Origin of the sequence: Streptococcus parasanguinis (assembly GCF_964238605.1) — a bacterium.
Classification (GTDB): Bacteria; Bacillota; Bacilli; order Lactobacillales; family Streptococcaceae; genus Streptococcus; species Streptococcus parasanguinis_AJ.
On sequence record NZ_CAXSMM010000001.1, the window covers coordinates 191,128 to 211,957 of the forward strand.

Genomic DNA, 20,830 nt, shown 5'->3' on the forward strand with positions numbered 1-20,830 from the left:
AACAGTTACGGCTGGTGCTTTACCTGTGAATGATTTCTCAGGAACAAAGGTTACAGTTCCGTCTGCTGCTACTGTGTAGGTACCAATGCCGTCAACTGTCTTAGTAGTTGAGCCATCGTCAAATGTTGCTGGAACATTATCGTTCATTGGCACACGGCTGTCGCCTTCAGTAAATACAGGCTTACCAGTTTGAGTAGCACCTTGGATATCAGTTGTTTCAGCTGGTGTCGCAGTAGGTGTTACTGGAGTTACAGTTGGTGTATACGTTGCAGAAGCTTTGGTTCCGTTCTTATCTTCACGAACAACTGTCACTGCTGGAGCAGTTCCAGTAAATGATTTCTCAGGAACAAAGGTTACCGTTCCGTCTGTTGCCACTGTGTATGTACCAACGCCATCTACTGTCTTAGTAGTTGAGCCATCGTCAAATGTTGCTGGAACATCTTCGTTGATTTCAACAGTTTTCTCAACGCCATCAACTGTCACAGTTCCACCCTTGAATTCAGGTTTACCTTTTTGAGTTGCACCTTGAATGTCAGTTGTTTCTGCTGGAGTTGCAGTTGGAGTTACAGGTAATACAGTTGGTGTGTATGTTGCAGAAGCTTTTGTTCCGTTCTTATCTTCGCGGACAACGGTCACGGCTGGTGCAGTTCCGACAAATGATTTCTCAGGAACAAATGTCACAGTTCCATCTGCTGCTACTGTGTAAGTACCAACACCTTCAACGGTCTTAGTTGTTGAGCCGTCGTCGAATTTTGCTGGAACGTCTTCATTGATTTCAACAGTCTTTTCAACGCCATCAACCGTTACAGTTCCACCTTTGAATTCAGGTTTACCTGTTTGAGTGGCACCTTGGATATCTTCTGTTTCAGCTGGTGTTGCTGTTGGTGTTACTGGAACGATTTCAGGCGTGTAAGTTGTGTCCACCTTGATACCGTTTGAGCTTTCAGCTTGAACCTTGGCTGGTGTGACTGCACCAGTGTATGATTTATCAGTCGGTGTGAAAGTTACTTGACCAGTGGCTGAATCAATTGAGTAAGTACCAATTTCAGTTGTACCATCAGCGGCATAAGCTGGTGTCGATGAAACTTCGTTACCATCTTTATCTAGCAATGTGTAGCTATTGTCTTTAATGGTAATAGCTTTATCTTCACCATTTACTTGAACAGTTGTTCCTGCAAAGGTTGGTGTACCGGTTTGAGTTGCACCTTGGATATCTTTTGAAGTTGCAGGGTTTGCAGTTGGAACTGCTGGCACAACAGTTGGTGTATAGGTCGCATCTGAAGTAATGGTTGCAGTCTTACCATTAGCATTTGTAATAGTAGCAGTTGCCTGAACAGTTACTCCTTTTGCAGTACCAACAAAGTCTTTTTCTGGCGTAAATGTTACTGCTCCAGTTGTTGGGTCGATAGTATAGCTACCTTCACCTGCTACTGTCACTGTTGTTTCATCAGTTGGTTGACCAGTTGCTGGATCCACCAATTTCTTGCTTGTGATTTCAGCAGTCTTGTCGTTACTCAAATCAAAGGTTGGTGTTTGGGTTTGAGGAACGTTTTGAACATCCGTAGAAACTTTGTCTGTTGGAGTGATGGTAATTGGAGTTACAGTTGGAGTGTACTTAGCTGTAGCTGTCTTAATGTACTCCTCTTGAACCTTACCATTTTTATTGCGTCCAACTGGCGCTGACAATGTAACATCCACACCTTTGGCTGTACCAGTAAAGCTTGGTTCTGGAGTGAAGGTTACTTCACCTGTTGTAGGATTAATTGTGTATGTTCCTTCGCCTTCAACTGTTACAGATGACGCATCCGTAGTAAGACCTGTAGCTGGGTCTACCAACTTAGCAGGATATTCTGCGCTTGGAGTGATTGCAATCTTGTCCCCATTTGAGTTAGTCGCAGTTGTGTTAAAGGTCGGAGTTTCTTTTTGAGTTGCACCTTGAACATCAGTTGAAGTTTTGTCAACACCTTCGATTTCAATCGGAGTAACTGTTGGGATGTAAAGACCATCCATGGTATTCAACTGACCATCAATGTTTGGTTCTTGGTCTGGGAATTTGGTTGACCAACCAGTATCGTAACCGTTGTTATCTGAACGACGGATAGAAATACCATCAGCTGTTCCTAGGAAGTTATCTTCTGGGATAAACTCAACGTCTACATCTTTACCGTTGGCAGTAATCTTGTACTTCCCTTGACCTGGGACAACATAGTAACCATCTGCATCAAGAGTTGCGCGGTTGCCATCTTTGTCAACGATGTATGGTTCTACTGTCTCGTCGATAACTGCCTTAGAGTTAGGTTCATACTTGTGCTCTCCACGTGCTGTAAAGGTTACAGTTGCTGTTTGTTTAGTAGCTTGAGGACCAGAAGTTTCCTTGAATTCCCCTTTTGGTGGGTGGGTGATTTGAGTTTTGAAGTCTTCTACTTCCCCTGAGAAGGCCATACCAGTTGGGTTTTCAATCTCAGTAGCTTTCTTAGCAATCCGGACACGAGCACCTAGTTCATTAACGCTAGGGTCGACGTAAGTCTTGCTGTTTGCAAAGGTCAACTCAACAGTGCCATCTTGTGTGATTGTAGCGAGATTTGAGCGTTCATCCTCGTCGAATTTACCATTTTGGTTAAAGTCTACCCAACCATAGATATGTGCTTCTGAAGCTCCATCCAAATGGGCTTGAACTGACATTTTGTAGTTACCTGGGCGTGTACGATCCATCTTGATCATCTCATTGGTTGTCCCTTTGAGTTCATCCGGAAGCAATTGGTTAATTCCTTCATCGGCCGTAGTTGCCTTATCATCACCGAACCAGTCGAGAGTCGTATTCTCATCCATATCTGGGCTCACGTTACCAAGATACGGTTGATTTACTTTAGCTCCAGTAACACCGTCAACAGTTGCAATGGTATGGACTGCTTTACCATATGACTCAGGAGCATCCCCTTCATCAAGTGGGAAGAACCCTAGCATAGCAGACTGTTTACCACCCGAAGCGATGTAAAGTCCCACTTCAGAGGCACCACGCGTCATAACAAGGGGAACAGAGGAAACGCCTGCAGAAATATTTGGCCCAAAGACACCAGTCCCAAGACCACCAGTTACTTGGTCAGGGTTTCCAAAATACTTCCAAGCAACTGGTTTCTTATCTGGGCCAACTAAAGTAGACCCGCGAAGTTGGTTAAGGTTAATTCCGTAGAATGATTTACCATTAATAGTAGTAGTAGGGTTAGGGCCAAAAAGATTATCCGTATCTTGTATCATGTACGGTACACTATCTCTTTTATAATCTTTTTTCCATTCTCCAAGATGTTGCCAACCTTGTCCGTTGGTAGTGAACATAACAAATTCACCAGGGTTGGCAGACTCTCCATCAGCCATTACAATAGCCGGTTTAACAACTTTACCACGGAAGGTGGCAGAAATTTCAAATTGCACACCAATATTTCCACCATTTATCGCTGAAGCAATGGTTGTCTTCTTGGCTTTGGTATCAATTCCTTCATGTTTAACTTCGGTATAACCATTTTGAGGCTCTGCGGTAATCATGGCCTCATCACCGTTATTGAAATGTAACTTAGAAGTAGGTGAACTTGAATTATTGACAAAACCGTTTCGAGCATTTGGATCATAGGTTGCTTTTTCTGCGTCAGTAGCTCCTTGGCTTTCTAGTCGCTTCTTATAGATTTCAGTTGCTTGGAAGGGTTTCAAAGACTTAACTTTGATGGTCACCACATATCCAGGCATGATTTCCTTAGTATAGGTAGCTCCAACTTGAAGAGCCATTTTCTCTTGTAAGTTTTCAGTTGGTTTAGTTTCGGCGGCAGGTACTAATGTCGTAGTGGTTCCTGTCCAGTTGGCTACATCTCCAAAGTCCAACCATGTAATCTGGCTAGTCAAAGATTTTGCGTCAAGGTCTGTTGTATATCCTGGTTTTTCAACCTTTGGAGTTGAAGTTGCATCGACAACGTCATCCCCGATTAAGCTTGGATCATTGGCATCGCCGAGAGCACGACGAGTACGACGGCGAGAAGTGTTGGCTGTCTCTTCCGTTACGACTGTATTGTTTGCTGTTACACCTTGTCCAGCTGAAAGAGTTGGTGTTTCTTTTTTATCTGCACTTGTTGCAGCTGCTTCTACTGCCTTGTTTGCTGGTGTAGTTGCTTCTAATTTTGGTGTTGCAGCAGTTGATGTTTTCGGTGCAGTTGAGGCTGCAGACGCTGCTGTGCTTGTGCTACTTGCTTCACTAGTTGAAGCAGGTGCTGTTGATGTTGCTGCAGCAGTTGAAGTCTCTGGTGCAGTGATTGCTGCGTTTGCATCATAAGTCGATGTCGTTGCAGCTGTTGATGTTGCTGAAGTTGCTGTAGCTGTTGACGCTTCAGGCGCTTCTGACGCTGTTGCAACTGCTGCTACACTTTCACTTGTCGTATCTGTCTTTTCTTCTGCGGCTGCACTTGCAGCTGTCCCAACCATGACAAGTGTTCCTAAAAGTACTGAGCAAACACCCACATTCAGTTTACGAATTGAGAATCTGCTAATACGATCATTAAATAAGTCTTTCCCCATCTAATGGACCTCCATATTTATCTATAAATTAACATTCTTTTTAAAATTGTTTAGTTTTTACAAACCTTATCTATTTTAACAAAACCCGAACGATATTCAAAATATTTTGACTCAAAAATGAGTAAAAATTTTTAGCTGAAATTGTTTTAATTCTGAAAGGATTTCACCCATAGATCAGGGCATCAAAAAACCTTGATTTATCACTAAATCGCAAGATCAAACTTCAACTGTGGCTTCACTGGATCATAATCGACCAACTCAAAATCTTCTGGTTTGATGTCAAAGAAATTGGTTCCATCTGGTACATTCAAAACCAAGTGCGGCTGACAATCTGAAGGCTCCCGACGGAGTAACTCTTCAGCCTGTTCAAATTGATTATCATAAATATGAAGGTTATTAATGAAGTAAAAGAACTTTCCGACCTTCCAGCCAAAATGCTTGGCAATCATCATCTGAAGAGCAACATATTGCATGGCATTGATATGGTGGGCCACCAACATATCATTCGAACGCTGGGTCAGGGTCGCATCTAGATAGATTTCCCCATCCACGCGCCGCACGTCAAACATGGTTTGAAATGCACATGGCAAGAGTCCGTCGGTCTCCTCAAAGGCATCATAATCCCAAAGCGAGATAATGTTGCGGCGATTCCAAGGATTGGCTTCTAATTGTTTGAGGATTTTATTGGTAATGTCATGCTTTTTGACCACAGCACCATAGCGTTGACCAATAGTACGACTATCCCCTACTTCCCAGTCATTCCAGTAGTGGACATTGTACTTGTCTTCTAACAGGTCTAAGCTATTCGACTGATCCTGGTAGATCCAGAGCATCTCTTTGATGGCTGATTTAATCGCGATGGGACGAAGGGTCGTGATAGGAAACTCGCCTTTTGAGAGATCAAACTCCATAAAGGCTCCCGTGATGTACTTGGAGTTGGCCGTTCTACCATCCTTGTATTTAGGTCGGGCCTGTTCAGACCAAACACCTTCTTCCATGATTTTCCGAATATACTCTTTAAAAATGGTATCTGCTTTTGTCATATCTCCTCCTTTAATCTACTATTGCTTTCATTATATCACAGGATAAAGAAAAAAGGAGAGGCAAATCTCCTTTTAATCTTATTGTAATACTAGAGATGCGGCACCGATGACACCCGCATCATTTCCCAAAGTAGCAAGCGCCAATTGAGTAGATTCACGTACTTGTGGGAATGAGTTTTCTTCAAAGACCTTGCGCACACCATCCAAGAGGAAGTCTCCAGCAGCAGATACCCCACCACCGATAACGATCTTAGACGGGTTCAAGGTTGAACCAATATTGGCTGCAGCAAGTCCAAGGTAACGTGAGAAGTTCTTGTAGACGATCAAAGCAAGAGCATCGCCTTCTTTTGCCAGGTCAAAGACCGTTTTAGCCGTTACTTCTTCTCCGTTGTCGATCAAGACTTTCAATTGAGAGTCCCCTTCGTACTCATCGGCATAACGACGAGTCAAGTTGACGATACCAGTTGCTGAGGCAACCGTTTCAAGACAGCCTTTTTTACCACAGGTACATTGGATTGGATCATCAAAGTCAACCGTGATGTGACCAAGCTCACCAGCAGCTCCACGTACACCATGCAAGAGACGACCTTCAGCGACGATACCACCGCCGACACCTGTACCAAGTGTCATGAATACGACATCTGGTTGGTTTTCACCAGCCCCTTTCCAACGTTCACCCAAAGCAGCAACGTTGGCATCGTTATCAATGAAGAATGGAATATGAAGGGCACTTTCAATCTTTTCTTTAACTGGTTGAAGGGTCTTCCAGTTCAAGTTGTAGGCCCCGATAACTGTACCTTTTTCACGGTCAACAACACCAGGCGATCCCATTCCGATTCCTTGGAATTCAGAAGCATCAAGTTCAAGCATCTTCAAACGATGCGCGATTGATTCGATCATATCGTCGACGATATGGCTACCTTCATCCAAAATATTTGTTTTAATAGACCATTTTTCTTGAACTTCCCCATCTAAAGTGAGGATAGCAAACTTGATGGAAGTTCCTCCAAGGTCAATCCCAATAATTTTTTTAGACATCTATTACTCCTTTCAACCTGTAAACACTTACAGATCTATTATATCAGACTTTTTATCAAACGCAAAGGTTTGCACGTAATTTTTCTTAACTTTTTAACAAGAGACTGAAGGATTGAAGTCCTAGAAGCAGGAAAATCAAACCAATAATATTCAGGAGAATGACACTGATTGATAACGGACTGACAATTAAGAACAAGCCGATAAAGAGTTGCACCAAGGCAAAGAAAATATAGCGCTTGGAAAGCTCTTCAATCTTCTTGGAATAGAAGTTAGCTTTTCGGAAATTTAAAACGGAGCGATAAATCAGCCAAATCCCTAAGGTAACTGGGAAGACAATCGGTAAGGTCTTGTAGCCATATAGTAGCAAGTAAACCGCGAACACTAAGGCAACCATACTGTGAAAGAGCTGTTGCTGCTGAATGATACCAGCCTGGCGCAATCGGTAATAGCGTGAAAAACGCGAAAGGGAAATTAAAAAGAAGCCACAAGAAATCAACCAGCTAAATGAGCCGATGTGCTCAATCGGATTGATAAACAAGACGATACCGATAATGGTAAAAATAGTGGCTGAAATCCCAAGGGATATCCGGTTCAATTGATTCATAGGGCCTCCTTATTCATCTAATTCGCTCAGGTATTCATAGCGATCGTACTTTTCAAGCAATCGCTCATTTTCCTGATCCAATTCCTTTTGAAGGGCTGACAATTTGCCAAAGTCAGAGCCGTTTTCATTCATCTCCACTTCAATCTCTGCGATCCGATTTTCAATGGCTTCGATATCTGCTTCAATACTCGCCCACTCTTGCTTTTCCATATAGCTCATGCGCTTCTTCTCTTCTTTTGGCTTGACAGGTTTCTCTTTTTCAACCTTGTGACTGGCCGTTACTTGAGCTGCTTCAAAAGCTTCTTCATCCAGGTAATCCGTATAATTGCCAAAGAACTCCCGAATGCCCCCGTTTTCAAAAGCCAGGATCTTACTTGCAACCTTGTCTAGGAAATAGCGGTCGTGGCTAACGGTAATAACGGGACCTCCAAAGTTTTGAAGGAAGTTTTCCAAAACTGTCAGGGTAGCGATATCCAAGTCATTGGTCGGCTCATCGAGGAGAAGCACATTTGGTTTTTCAATCAAGAGTTTTAAGAGAAAGAGCCGCTTCTTCTCACCACCGGAGAGTTTTTCGATCAAGGTTCCGTGCATGGAACGTGGGAAGAGAAATTGCTCCAAGAGATCTGCAATTGATGTCGTCCCAACGGTCGTCTTCACTTCCTCAGCAACTTCCTGGAGGAAATTAATCACGCGCTTGCTTTCATCCAACCCATCAATCTGTTGAGAGAAATAAGCCACCCGCACGGTTTCTCCTATAATGACTTGACCTGACTGAGGCTGGAGTCGTTCGGCGATCAGATTAAGCAAGGTCGATTTGCCGACACCATTATCCCCGACGATCCCGATGCGGTCCTTATTTTGCACCAAGAGGTTAAAATCCTGTAAAATTGGCTTGTTTTCATAAGCAAAACTCACATCTTTAAACTCAATGACTTTCTTTCCGATCCGACTGGTCTCAAAGTTCATCTCCAAATCTGTCTGGTTGCTTTGACTAGACAAGTCTTGCTTAAGATCATGGAAACGATTGATCCGAGCCTGTTGCTTGGTCGCACGCGCCTGGGGTTGACGCCGCATCCAGGTCAACTCCTGCTTATAGAGTTGCTGCTTCTTATGAAGAAGGGCTGCATCACGCTCGTCTTGCTCAGCCTTTAAGCGAACATAATCCTGGTAGTTGCCCTGATACTCGATCAAGCTAGCTCGATCCAACTCAAAGATCCGTGTCGAGATATTATCCAAGAAATAGCGATCGTGGGTAATGAAAAGCACAGTTTTCTTAGAGTTCTTCAAGAAATTGGTCAACCATTCGATGGTATCAATGTCCAGGTGGTTGGTTGGCTCATCTAGTAAGAGCAGGTCGTGGTGAGACAGCAAAACTTGTGCCAGTTGCACCCGACGACGCAAGCCCCCAGATAGATCCCCAACTTTGGCGTTCAAGTCTTCAATTCCAAGCTTAGAAAGGACCGTCTTAACCTGACTCTCGATTTCCCAAGCATTGAGCGAATCCATCTCCGCCATGACCTTTTCAAGACGGGCTTGGTTCTCTTCTCGGTAATCCGCCATCAAGAATTCATAATCGCGAATGAGCTGCATTTCACGCAAATCACTAGACAACACCGTATCCAGAACCGTCTTTTGATCATCAAAGTCAGGTTCCTGCGTCAAGTAGCCAATCGTATAATCACTCTTGGCAGAAAAAGGACTCACATCGCCATCAAAGCCAGAGCGACCTGACAATACATCTAACAGCGTGGTTTTTCCAGTCCCATTGACCCCGATCAATCCGATCCGATCCAAGTCGTGAATGATAAAGGAAATCTCACGAAAGACGGTCTTATCTCCGACAGATTTGGTTAATTTATCGACAATAAAATCGCTCATTTTTCCTCCTCTTTTGCTTGCTGGATATAGGCAATGATGGCTTCTTTTTCATTGGCCAGCTCCCCATCGACAATGGCATATTCAATTTTTGTCAAAATCTCTCCCAAGGCTGGACCTGGTTGAAAACCATATTCTTTGATCAGCATGCCACCATTGACCACCACTTCATGCTTATCATGAATGGTCAAGCTATCATAGACACGCTCAATGGCCAAATAATCCACACTCAAGGCATAAGCTTCACGGAGCTCTTCAGCAACCAGTAACAAACGTTTCTCATACTTGTAGCAGGCACGCTTGTCTAGGCTTCCATTTTCTCGGAGCTTTAGAATCTCCACGATCTGCTCCACCGTCTTAGCAAAGTCTCTAGAGGTCTTCCATTTCTTAAAGAATTTTGGAATATCTTGAATCTCTAGTGCTAAGACCAAAGCAGCCCAGGCTTGCTCAGAAGTTGAAAAAGTATATTCCAACTCTATGTCAAACAAACGCTCGATCGCTTCTTTACGATCCTTCATCTCTGGCAGATAGTGATAGGCTCCACTTGCTAGCATAGCCTCCAAGCCCTGTCTCCAGTATGGAGAAATCAAGAGTTTATCAAACTCGATGAAGGTGCGCTCTACGGAAATCTTCTCAAGTAATGGCGCACACTCCTTCATAGCGTCAAAAGTTGCCTCTTCTAATTCAAAGCCGAGACTGGCTTGAAAGCGAAAGCCTCGCATGATCCGGAGTGCATCTTCGTTAAACCGTTCGTGAGGAAGGCCAACCGCCCGAAGGACCTTGTTTTCTAAATCTTCTAGTCCATGAAAGAGGTCAACAATTTCTCCTTTTTCATTTAAGGCAAAGGCATTGACGGTGAAATCACGGCGCTTGAGGTCTTCTTCTAGTGAGCGTACAAAAGACACGGAGCTCGGACGACGATAATCGACATAGACATCCTCCGTCCGGAAGGTCGTAATTTCATATTCTTGACCATTTTCAAGAACTAAGACAGTCCCATGTTCGATACCGACGTCCACTGTTCGATCAAAAATGGCCTTGGTCTCTTCTGGGTATGAGGAGGAAGCGATATCGACATCGTGAATTGGACGATCCAAGAGGGCATCACGGACAGATCCCCCTACAAAATAGGCCTCAAAACCAGCTGCTTTAATCTTCTCTAATATTGGTAAAGCCTCCTGAAACTCAGAAGGCATCTTTTCTAATCTCATAGTAAGTGTTCCAAACCATAAACAAGCTCATGACGCTTGACAACTTCTTTAATCCCTAGATTTACTCCTGTCATGAAGGAAACACGATCATAGGAATCATGACGGAGAGTCAACCCTTCGCCTTGGCTACCAAAAATCACCTCTTGGTGAGCGACTAGGCCAGGCAATCGAACTGAATGGATGCGCATCCCTTCAAACTCTGCCCCTCTTGCTCCAGGCATCAACTCTTCTTCATCTGCTGCACCTTGCTGGATCTTCTCGCGCTTCTCTGAGATCAGCTCAGCTGTCTTAATTGCTGTTCCACTCGGTGCATCTTTTTTCTTATCGTGGTGCAATTCGATAATTTCTACATTCGGGAAATACTTGGCTGCTTGCGCTGCAAATTGCATCAAGAGCACGGCTCCAATGGCAAAGTTCGGCGCGATCAAGCCACCCAAATCCTTTTCACGTGAAAGGTCTATCAATTCTTGGATCTGCTCAGGAGTGAATCCAGTCGTTCCCACAACAGGCGCAAAGCCATTCTCAATTGCAAAGCGAGTATTCTCGTAAGCTACCTTGGGCATGGTAAAGTCGACCCAAACATCTGCCTCTAGACCCACAACATCTTCTTTGCGGTTAAAGACAGGGACTCCTGCAACCTCTGTCTCATCAGTAAATGGATCGATCAAGCCAGCTAATTCTAACTCAGGATCTCCAGAAACCATCTTGTAGGCTGCTTGTCCCATTCTTCCCTTGAAACCTGCGATAATGACTTTAATGGACATAGAATTCTCCTTAAACGATAGGGATATAGCCAACTGCTAAGCTATGGTCACCTAAGTGCGTCCCAATCACCCCTCCAAAGGTAGCAAAAGGAATGTCACCTTCCACTCCTTCTTCCATGAGCAGTTGGCGAAGTGCTTCTGCTTTTTCAGGAACATTGGCATGGATGACAAAGACTTGGTAATGACCATCTGCGATATCTGATACAACAATCTCTACCAAGCGTTTCATGGCTTTCTTTTCCGTCCGGACTTTCTCAAAGACCTCAATCACGCCTTCATCATTAAAATGAAGAATGGGCTTGATGCTCAAGAGGTTTCCAAGAATAGCAGCACCATTTGACAGACGACCACCTTTAACCAAGTGGTTCAAATCATCCACCATGATATAGGCAGAGGTTCCATCAATCTGGTGTTGGACATTGGCCACAATCTCATCGAAGGAACGGCCTTCACCAGACCATTTCAAGCAGTCTTCTGCCATCATTCCTAGAGGAGCACTGGTGATTTTTGAATCCGGAAATTCGACGGTCAAGCCTTCGAATTCGTCCTTCAAATATTGGATATTTTGGTAGAAACCAGAAATACCTGATGACAAGAAAAGACCGATAGCATGCGTATAGCCCTTAGCTGTCAAACCAGATAATACTTCTTCTAACTCTGCAACACTCGGCTGGCTAGTCTTTGGCAATTCCTTAGACGCCGCCATCTTTTGGTAGAACTCATCGTGTGTCAGGTTCTTCCCTTCAACATAAGACTCCCCGTCGATATAGATCGGGATCTCTAAAATAAATAAGTCGTCGTGATGGAGCACGTCTTGCGTTAAATAGGCAGACGAATCCGTGATCACTGCTAATTTCATTGATTAAAACTCCAAATTAATACCCGGTAAATCGAGGGCAATTTCTGTGACTTCATAAGTCAAACGGTTGAGCATATTCAAGCAAGGGCGAGCCAATTCTTCCACTTCGTCTTTGCTGAATTCACTTGGTTCATTGACATAACGACCAAACAAGTGGTTGATTTGAGTGATAGTTCCACTGATCACAAAACCGTCAAAAACGATCATGTAGCTCAAGATGACAATCAAAGAAGTCGTGTTTTGTTCTTGATCACGATTGATCAATTGAAAGTTTACATCTACTTTTGTTTCAGGGATCCCATTTTCTTTTTCCCACTCAAAATTACGAGCGTCATAGTGGTATTGGCTGACAAATTCTTTTTCACGTTGAATATCCATTTTTATTCTCCTAAAAATATGCGATAGGCTTATTATATCATAATTCAGCTCAAGATACCAACGCCGAATGAGGTGATTTTTTCGCTAGTACAAGAAGAAAAGGTTGGGCATTCCCAACCTTTTAATCATATTTAGTTTTTAGGTTTGCGAAGCAATCCGAATAAGATACCACTTACGACTGCACCGATCAATACGAACAAGATGTATAGAAGTGGATTTGATGTAAGAGCGATAACGAAGATTCCTCCGTGAGGAGCCATGAGTTTCAAGCCTGCAAGACCAACAAGGGCACCTGTCAATGCTGAACCAGCAATGAAGCTAGGGATGGCACGAGCTGGGTCAGCTGCACCGAATGGAATGGCACCTTCTGTGATGAAGGAAAGACCCATAACGATGTTTGTCAAACCTGAATCGCGTTCTTCTTGTGTGAATTTATCTTTAAACAATACAGTTGCTACGAATACTGCCAATGGAGGAACCATACCAGCTGCCATAACAGCTGCCATAACAATAGAACCACCTGAAGCAACAGATTCAGCAAGTGTACCTGTAGCGAAGACATAAGCGGCTTTGTTAACTGGTCCACCCATATCGACAGCCATCATACCGCCGACGAGAAGTCCAAGAAGGACAGCTGAGCTACCTGACAAGCTTGAAAGGAAGTTGTTAAGACCAGTATTGATAGCAGCCATTGGAATATTGATGAGGAACATCAAGAATCCTGTCAAACCAACACCAAGTAATGGCAAGAGAAGGATAGAGCGGATACCATCGAGTGAACGTGGAAGACCTGCAAGGGCTTTGCGAAGTAAGAGAACAACTCCACCTGCAAGGAAACCACCTACCAAAGCTCCAAGGAAACCTGATGATACGGCTGCTGGTAATTCACCTTTAGCAGCACCGTAGGCGATATTTCCAAATGCTGAACCTGAGCTAGCAATAGATCCAGCAATAAATCCTGCTACAAAACCAGGTTTTTCAGCGATTGAGAATCCAATGTAACCTGCAAGTACAGGAAGCATGAAGCCAAAGGCTACTCCACCAATTGTTTTAAATTGTGCTGCTAATACATGATAAGAACCAAGACTAGACAATTGATCTTGAGGCACACCAAGAACTTGGTCGATCAAGAAGGCAAGGGCGATCAAGATACCACCACCGATAACGAATGGGAGCATTTGAGAAACCCCACTCATCAGGTGTTTGTAGAAAGCTCCACCCAAGCTCAATTTTTCTTGGCTAGCGCTAGCTTGTGCTGCATTTTCAGCGTGGAAGACATCTGCTTTTCCATCCAAGATGGTTTGGATCAATTCTTCTGTCTGACGGATACCGGCTGCGACTGGTTTAGAGATCAATTTTTTGCCATCGAAACGAGCGGTTTCAACTGCTTTATCAGCTGCAATGATGACCCCTTCAGCTTTTGCGATTTCTTCAGCTGTCAAGCGGTTACCGACACCAGATGCCCCGTTGGTTTCAACGCGGACTGTAACACCCATTTCTTCCCCTTTTTTGATGAGGGCTTCTTCTGCCATGTAAGTGTGGGCGATACCTGTTGTACATGCTGTAACGGCAACGATGAGAGGTTTGTCAGATGAAGCTGCTTCTTTGACCGCTTCTGCTTTTTTCGCTTCTTCAGCTGCAGCTTCTTGCTCTTCTGCATCAAAGGCTGCGATCACTTGATCAGGAGTGCTTGCTTGGCGAAGTTTGTCTGCAAAACCTGGTTTCATCAAGTACTTAGACAATTCAGCAAGGGCTGCCAAGTGAGTGTCGTTGGCTCCTTCTGGAGCTGCGATCATGAAGAACAAGTCTGTTGGTTGGCCATCAAGTGATGCATAGTCCACACCCTTGTTTGATTTTGCAAACAAAACTGTTGCTTCTTTGACTGCTTCGTTTTTGCTGTGGGGCATGGCAATTCCGTCACCCAAACCAGTTGAAGTTTGTGCTTCACGGTTCATGATTCCAGCCTTGAAAGTGTCAAAATCTGTCACCACACCATTGTCAACGAGCGATTGGACCATCTCATTGATCACGCCCTCTTTATCTGTTGCCTGAAGGTCAAACAACATCACGTTTTTATTTAAAACGTCTTGAATTTTCATAGTTTTTCTACCTCTACTTTTTCATAAGTTTCTTTTATATAGTCAGCTGTCGCCAAATCATCTGAGAAGGTGGTTGCTGTTCCACAAGCCACGCCCCATTTGAAGGCTTCGATGACGTCTCCCGTCGTTGCGAGCTTCCCAGTGAAGCCAGCAACCATGGAATCTCCAGCCCCGACAGAGTTCTTCACTTGACCCTTGATTGGTTTTGCGAAGTAAGTTCCGCTTGGACTGACGAGGAGAGCACCATCACCCGCCATGGAAATAATGACATTTTGTGCACCCTTGGCCAAGATTTCTTTAGCATAACGTTCAATTTCTGGCAATTCCGTCAAGGTAACGCCAAAGATATCTCCCAATTCATGGTTGTTTGGTTTGACCAATTGGGGATTGAACTCCAAGGAATCAATCAAGGTTTGTCCTTCAAAGTCACAAACCACTTGCGCACCTGTCGCACGTGTTGCTGCGATCAATTGTTTGTAAATGGCATTTCCAAGTGAAGATGGGGCAGATCCTGCAAAGACTACCACATCATCTGCTGTTAAGCTCGATAAGATGTTGAGCAATTCTTGCAACTGAGCTTCCGTTACTTCTGGACCATTCCCATTGATTTCTGTTTCCTCATCAGCCTTGATCTTGACATTGATCCGTGTATCTTGGTCCACTGTCACAAAGTTGGTGGAAATGTCTTCGCTGGTCAGTACGTCTTCAATGAAGCGTCCGGTGAAACCACCGATAAATCCAGTCGCTGTGTTCTCGATATCGAGACGCTTCAAAACACGACTGACATTGATCCCTTTACCACCGGCGAATTTATCTTCCGAAGCCATCCGATTGACCGCTCCGGTCTCTACATGATCGAGACGGACAATATAGTCAATTGCTGGATTCAGTGTAACTGTATAAATCAAACCTCTATAACCTCCGTTTTTTCTTTTAAAACCTTTAATCGTTGCGGTTCACTTTGATTGGTGATAATCATGGCTCGCTTAATAGGAGCCACTTTGACAAAGGATGTCACCCCAATTTTCGAATCATCCGCTAGGATGTAGGTTTTTTTCGCATTTTCGATAATCGCACGCTTGACAGATCCTTCTTCCAGGTCTGGAGTGCTGTAAAATTCATCATCGATTCCATTCATTCCAAGAAAGGCCTTGTCAAAATTCAACTGACCGATCTGATTGAGGGCGATCCCTCCGATACTAGCATCTGTAGAAGATTTTACCTTCCCACCGATGATGACCGTTGGAACATTTCGCTCGACCAACTTGGTCGCATGGTGAATCGAGTTGGTCACCACGGTTACTGTTGGATTGACAATTTCTTGTACTAAAAGTTCATTGGTCGTCCCGGCATCGATAAAGATCACATCATGATCTTTGATCAATTCCGCCGCTTTTACAGCGATCTTTGACTTAACTTGAATGTTTTTGATAGATTTTTCTTTATTGCTTTCTTCCTCTTGAAGAAAATGCAGGCTTTCCGCACCGCCGTGAACCCGGCGAAGTTTACTTTCAGCTTCTAATTCATCCAAGTCACGTCTAACCGTTGATTCAGACGTCCCTAGCTCTTGTACAAGGGTTTCTAAGGAAACAAATTTTTCCTTCAGTACCTTCTCGAGGATGAATTGTTTTCGTTCAGACTTAAGCATTTCTCCTCCTTTTGCAATCGATTACAAGGACTATTATACTCCATCTCCAAAAAATGTCAACACTTTTTATCAATTTCTATCATTTTCTTTCAAAAATTCTAAAAGTGTAAAAAAAAGAGCAGGAAAGAACTCATTTTGTTAAAAGAGTTCTTTTCCCACCCTCATATATCTTCTTTGAAGATTTTAAGCAATAAAGTGTCTAAGCATCTATTCTATCTTCGGTATGTCTTAATCATTTTTTGAAGATTGTTTCTTTTTCTTGAAACCAAACAATCCAGCAAGTAACCCAACGGCAACACCTGTTGTTGCTACTGCATATTTGGAGGAATCAGATCCAGCCACAGCTTGGCTGTTTTCTTTTTTCGGTTTGATCTCTTCTACTTTGGCTTCTTGTTTTGGAGCTGGAGTAGCTGTTGGTGCTTGCACTTGTGGACTATTGGTAGTTGTTGGAAGAACCGTTGGTCTATCCGAGAAAGTTGTTGGATTGCTTGAGCGGATATCCATTGGCATATCTGCTGCTTCTAAAATAGCTGGATCCATTCGTGACGCTAGATCTTCATATTGGGAATTCAACAGTTCCACGACACTTTGATAAGATTGCAGGATTGTGAATTCTGCTTCCAATTTTTCTTTTTTATTCTCTAAATTAGCCACAGCAGCTGATAAAACAGATTGGGCTTTGACCAATAATTCTGGAGCATTTTTAAAGTCAGAAAGACGTTTTTCAGCAGCAACCAGGCGCTCTTGCGCCGCCTTCAAGCCCTCATGCGCTTCTTGAACGACTTGGGCTTTTTCTGCTTCTTCAGCTTTTAAAAGATCTAATTTCTCACGCGCAGCCGCTAACAAATCCTTCGCTTTTTGAAGGGCTGCTTCTTTTGGCTGGATAGCTGCTTCAATCCGACCTCGAGATACATCAAGAGTCGCCTTCGCCTTTTCAACCGCATGGTCCTTGCTAACAAGAAGAATTTTGTAATTTTGGATGGTCTTTTGGACATTGGCCATCTCTACTGCCACGTTTGAATTAGCATGGCGGGCATCTTCTAACTTGCCTTGCAGGATAATGATTTGAGACTCTTGATTGGCCTTGTCTAACTTGAGATTAGCGACTTCATCAGATTTTGCTTTCACATCTGATCTTGTCGTCGTTGCGCCAGCTCCCTGACGCAATTGGTAAGCGAGTGCACTGGTTGACACTGCTGAATGGACCGGACTATGTAAGAAAGCTGCTTCTGACATAGCATTGCTTGGGTCATAAGCGACTGATAAAGCTGTCGCTTTGTTGTCTACCATTTGGAGGTAGTGACCAACCTTCGCAAAGGCCTCAGCCCCAATTTTCATATAAATGTCATTGGCATCGATTTGTGTTTCGTCTGTTGGTAGACCATATTGAGCCGCTACTTCCTGATAAGCCGCTTTTTCATTGTACCAAAAGTCAACCGCACCAGCAGGTGAGAAGCCATAAGCGATGTTCTCGTTTGGCAAATACTTAAACATATGCCAGTTGGCTTTTTTGAAGTATTCCAACTGTACTTGACTGGCTGGAAGGGAATAGGGATCCAGTTCCAATTCAGGCAAGCCGGCATTGCGACGATAAGCGTTGATAGCATCAGCAATTTCAAGTGCTCGGAGGTTAGCTTGCAAGGATCCAGACTCTCCAACCGTTAAGCCGTCTTCTTCACGACCACGTTTGTAGAGGGCTAAAGCGCTCGCTGCAGCTTCATTGCCATTGTCTGCTAAGTGTTGCAAATAACCTTCATAAGTCGCTTGACTCAACTGAACTGGGCTATTGGCCGCTGCTTGTTCTAAGGCTGCCAATTCTGCTTCCTTGGTAGCGATGACCGCTTTCAAATCTGTTAGACGCGTTTGAGCCAGTTGAATGTCGTTCTCAATTTGAGCCACAGTATCTGAGCCAGTTTGCTGACTCGCTTGCAAGGTTGCAAGATGATTCTGAGATTCTCGGATACTTTGCTCGACTTGACTTTGCTCCAACAAAGCCTGGTTGAGTACATTCTCATCATTTGAAATCGGTGCTTTGGCTTGGTTCAATTCATTTTGTGCTACATCGACCAAAGATTCCTGAGCAGTAACCTGATTTTCCTGTTGACGAACAGCCTCTACGACTTGGTCATGAGCAGCTTCTGCTTCTCGAACCTTATTTTCTTCAATAGTCACATAGGCTTGAGCCACCTTGACGTCATTTTCTGCATTCTGAACTTGGGCATCCGAAGTCGTTGCGATGAGGTTTTCCGCATCCGTCACTTCTGCTTTCTTTTCTTCCAGTTCTTGTCCAGCAGCCTTGACTTCTGTTTGAGCATCGATCACTTTTTGCTCTTGGTAGTGGACATCTTTCACCACTTGCCCTTTTTGAGCTGTGATTTGCTTCAACTCATCAACTGTAATTGGTTTTTCAACTACTTCCGTGCTGTTGGTTTCTGGATTTTCATTTTGCTTGACCTCTTCGGCATTTGCTTTGTGATGAAACATACCAGATAGGACTGTTGTTGCAGCAATCCCAGTCGTGAAAACCGATTTTCCTAATTTCTTTCCCATTAAACTCACCCCCAAAACTTAATCATTTTCTTGAAGTTTCTCTACCCCTTAGCATACCACATTTTGTTACCAATAACTAGTAGGTTTTAAAAGTTTTTTTCATAAATTTTTGAGGCAAAAGAAAAACAGCTGACGCTGTTAGTCTTCTTGTTTAATTTGTTCCAACATCTTCTCTTCTTCTGCTGTCAACTCATAGTTTTCTAGCAAGTCTGGACGACGTTCTAAGGTCTTTTTCAAACTCTGATAGAGGCGCCACTGACGGATATTTTCATGATGGCCACTCATAAGAACATCTGGAACTGTCATTCCTCTGTATTCATAAGGCCGGGTGTATTGAGGATACTCTAAGAGACCAGAGGAGAAACTGTCATCCTGGTGACTGGATTCTTTTCCGATCACCTCTGGAATCAAGCGGACTGTCGCATCAATCATGGTCATGGCTGCTAGCTCACCGCCCGTTAGAACATAATCTCCCAGAGAAATCTCATCTGTCACCAAGGTCTTGATCCGTTCATCGTAGCCTTCATAGTGGCCACAGATAAAGATCAATTCCTCTTCCTGAGCTAATTCTTCAGCATAGGCTTGGTCAAAAGTCCGACCAGCAGGGTCCAGTAAGATCACGCGTGGATTCTTCTTCTCAATGGCATCAAAGGCATCAAAAATCGGTTGAGCTCGTAGAAGCATGCCTTGCCCACCCCCATAGGGTTCATCGTCCACATGGCGCGCTTTCTCCGCATTTTCACGGAAATTATGGTAGTTGATCTCGAGAAGTCCCTTTTCACGGGCCTTTCCGACGATAGAATGCTCCAAAGGCGAAAACATCTCTGGAAAGAGGGTTAAAATATCAATCTTCATCGTCTAACCCTTCTAAGATGTCTACATCCACACGATTTCCAGGGATATCGATATTTAAGACGACTGGTGGGATATAAGGCAAGAGAAGATCTCGTTTGCCTTTTCGTTTCACGACCCAGACATCATTGGCACCTGGTTGCAGGATTTCCTTGATCTGACCGATTAGCTGGTCATTTTCATAAACATCAAGGCCGATGATCTCATGGTAATAAAACTCGCCATCCTCCAAATCTGTCAAGTCTTCTTCTGCAACCTTGAGGCTAAATCCTTTGAATTTCTCGATGGCATTGATATGGTACATATCCTTAAACTTGATGATATCGAAGTTCTTGTGCTTGCGGTGACTGGCAATGGTCACCGTTTGGACAAACTGATCCTTCTCATCAAAGAGAGCCAACTCTGCTCCCTTTTTAAAGCGCTCATCCGCAAAGTCTGTCACAGACAAGACCCGCATCTCTCCTTGTAATCCTTGGGTATTAACAATTTTCCCAACGTTAAAGTAATTCATTTTATTCACTACATTTCTCTTTTAATTAATTTATCTCTACAGTTCTCTAATAAGAGCTGCAATTTTTTCCGATTCTGACCAGTGTAGATAGTGGTGGTTTCCACCTAGAATGAGTTTTGTATTAGAATTCCAATATTCTGAATCTCTGTACTCTTTTTCTCTATACGCCTGACAAAATACGAAAACAGGAATATTATCTGCTAAGGACAAACTATCAAAATCTTCAGCGGTAATAGTTACAGATATCTGAAATCCAGGAACTTGCTTTTCCAATTCTAAACCCTTTTCTTCCATCAATTCCCAAATCAGTCTATCAGTTTCAGGTTCAAATGTTGCTTGAGTTAGTCCCTTAAAATAATTTTCCGGACCACATTCTTCAATCATCCTCATTTGCTCTTCCATTTCTGGATAAGGATTTTTTGAAAAATCAGCAAACATTATTTTTTTTGTTGTTGGTTCAATTGCTATCAAAGCTTGACACTTAATTGGTTTACTCATTAACTTTAAAGCCAAAACACCACTTAAACTATGAACACAAAGTATGTAATCAGAAATTTCCAACCCTTTCAGGATTTCGAATACCGCTTCAACAAGATTATCCAAATTAAATCCTGTTTGACTATGAATCGGACTCCTACCTGTATTCGGAAAATCAATCGTTAAGTAACCTATTGAAGAAGGAAGTTTTTCAAGTATTGGTAGAAAATTTTCATAACTCGGTATCAAACCAGCACCATTTAAACAAACTAGTACTTTATTTCTCTTTTCATAAGTAACAGAGAGACAACCAATCTTTGTAGTTACTTCAAATCGGTTCATATCAAAACAACCCTTTCTAAAC

General features: G+C 43.3%; 16 protein-coding genes. All 16 read right to left on the reverse strand.

Annotated features, from left to right (window positions below; genetic code table 11):
* The coding region (locus tag ACESR9_RS00975; RefSeq protein ID WP_373105024.1) for a CshA/CshB family fibrillar adhesin-related protein at positions 1 to 4,557 on the reverse strand (4,557 nt) is incomplete at its 3' end.
* Between the two features lie 203 nt (positions 4,558 to 4,760).
* Positions 4,761 to 5,600, reverse strand: coding sequence for a thymidylate synthase (locus tag ACESR9_RS00980; protein ID WP_045759489.1), 840 nt, complete (start codon positions 5,598 to 5,600; stop codon positions 4,761 to 4,763).
* 78 nt (positions 5,601 to 5,678) lie between these two features.
* The gene (locus ACESR9_RS00985; protein WP_021153285.1) at positions 5,679 to 6,638 is read right to left on the reverse strand and encodes an ROK family glucokinase; all 960 of its coding nucleotides are present in this window, start codon (positions 6,636 to 6,638) and stop codon (positions 5,679 to 5,681) included.
* Positions 6,639 to 6,723: 85 nt separating this feature from the next.
* Positions 6,724 to 7,242 carry a hypothetical protein gene (locus tag ACESR9_RS00990; RefSeq protein ID WP_371494897.1) on the reverse strand — a complete coding sequence of 173 codons (519 nt, stop codon included), beginning with the start codon at positions 7,240 to 7,242 and terminating at the stop codon, positions 6,724 to 6,726.
* Between the two features lie 9 nt (positions 7,243 to 7,251).
* Positions 7,252 to 9,120 carry an ABC-F family ATP-binding cassette domain-containing protein gene (locus tag ACESR9_RS00995; protein ID WP_373105029.1) on the reverse strand — a complete coding sequence of 623 codons (1,869 nt, stop codon included), beginning with the start codon at positions 9,118 to 9,120 and terminating at the stop codon, positions 7,252 to 7,254.
* A complete protein-coding gene (locus ACESR9_RS01000; RefSeq protein WP_070665365.1) occupies positions 9,117 to 10,328 on the reverse strand; it encodes a CCA tRNA nucleotidyltransferase in 1,212 nt (403 codons plus the stop codon). Before ACESR9_RS01000 ends, ACESR9_RS00995 begins: the two co-directional genes overlap by 4 nt.
* Positions 10,325 to 11,092, reverse strand: coding sequence for a 4-hydroxy-tetrahydrodipicolinate reductase (gene dapB, locus ACESR9_RS01005; protein ID WP_049483617.1), 768 nt, complete (start codon positions 11,090 to 11,092; stop codon positions 10,325 to 10,327). Before dapB ends, ACESR9_RS01000 begins: the two co-directional genes overlap by 4 nt.
* Before the next feature lie 10 nt (positions 11,093 to 11,102).
* Entirely contained in the window at positions 11,103 to 11,951 is an 849-nt protein-coding gene (gene fakB / locus ACESR9_RS01010; protein WP_070505525.1) for a DegV family protein, read from the reverse strand.
* 3 nt (positions 11,952 to 11,954) lie between these two features.
* Positions 11,955 to 12,329, reverse strand: a complete 375-nt coding sequence (locus ACESR9_RS01015) for a DUF1149 family protein (RefSeq protein ID WP_003001888.1) — start codon at positions 12,327 to 12,329, stop codon at positions 11,955 to 11,957.
* Between the two features lie 131 nt (positions 12,330 to 12,460).
* Positions 12,461 to 14,428, reverse strand: coding sequence for a PTS fructose transporter subunit IIABC (locus ACESR9_RS01020; RefSeq protein WP_070675462.1), 1,968 nt, complete (start codon positions 14,426 to 14,428; stop codon positions 12,461 to 12,463).
* Positions 14,425 to 15,336, reverse strand: coding sequence for a 1-phosphofructokinase (gene pfkB, locus ACESR9_RS01025; RefSeq protein ID WP_031573073.1), 912 nt, complete (start codon positions 15,334 to 15,336; stop codon positions 14,425 to 14,427). Before pfkB ends, ACESR9_RS01020 begins: the two co-directional genes overlap by 4 nt.
* The gene (locus tag ACESR9_RS01030) at positions 15,333 to 16,076 is read right to left on the reverse strand and encodes a DeoR/GlpR family DNA-binding transcription regulator (RefSeq protein WP_031573070.1); all 744 of its coding nucleotides are present in this window, start codon (positions 16,074 to 16,076) and stop codon (positions 15,333 to 15,335) included. The genes pfkB and ACESR9_RS01030 overlap by 4 nt, the downstream gene beginning before the upstream one ends.
* A gap of 228 nt (positions 16,077 to 16,304) precedes the next feature.
* On the reverse strand, positions 16,305 to 18,626 hold the full coding sequence (locus tag ACESR9_RS01035; protein ID WP_070675475.1) for a CAP domain-containing protein: 2,322 nt from the start codon (positions 18,624 to 18,626) through the stop codon (positions 16,305 to 16,307).
* A gap of 138 nt (positions 18,627 to 18,764) precedes the next feature.
* The gene (gene trmD / locus ACESR9_RS01040; RefSeq protein ID WP_003007469.1) at positions 18,765 to 19,481 is read right to left on the reverse strand and encodes a tRNA (guanosine(37)-N1)-methyltransferase TrmD; all 717 of its coding nucleotides are present in this window, start codon (positions 19,479 to 19,481) and stop codon (positions 18,765 to 18,767) included.
* Entirely contained in the window at positions 19,471 to 19,989 is a 519-nt protein-coding gene (rimM, locus tag ACESR9_RS01045) for a ribosome maturation factor RimM (RefSeq protein WP_070675786.1), read from the reverse strand. The genes trmD and rimM overlap by 11 nt, the downstream gene beginning before the upstream one ends.
* 36 nt (positions 19,990 to 20,025) lie before the next feature.
* Complete coding sequence (locus ACESR9_RS01050; RefSeq protein ID WP_070675480.1) at positions 20,026 to 20,808, reverse strand: alpha/beta fold hydrolase; 783 nt, start codon at positions 20,806 to 20,808, stop codon at positions 20,026 to 20,028.
* Between the last annotated feature and the right edge of the window lie 22 nt (positions 20,809 to 20,830).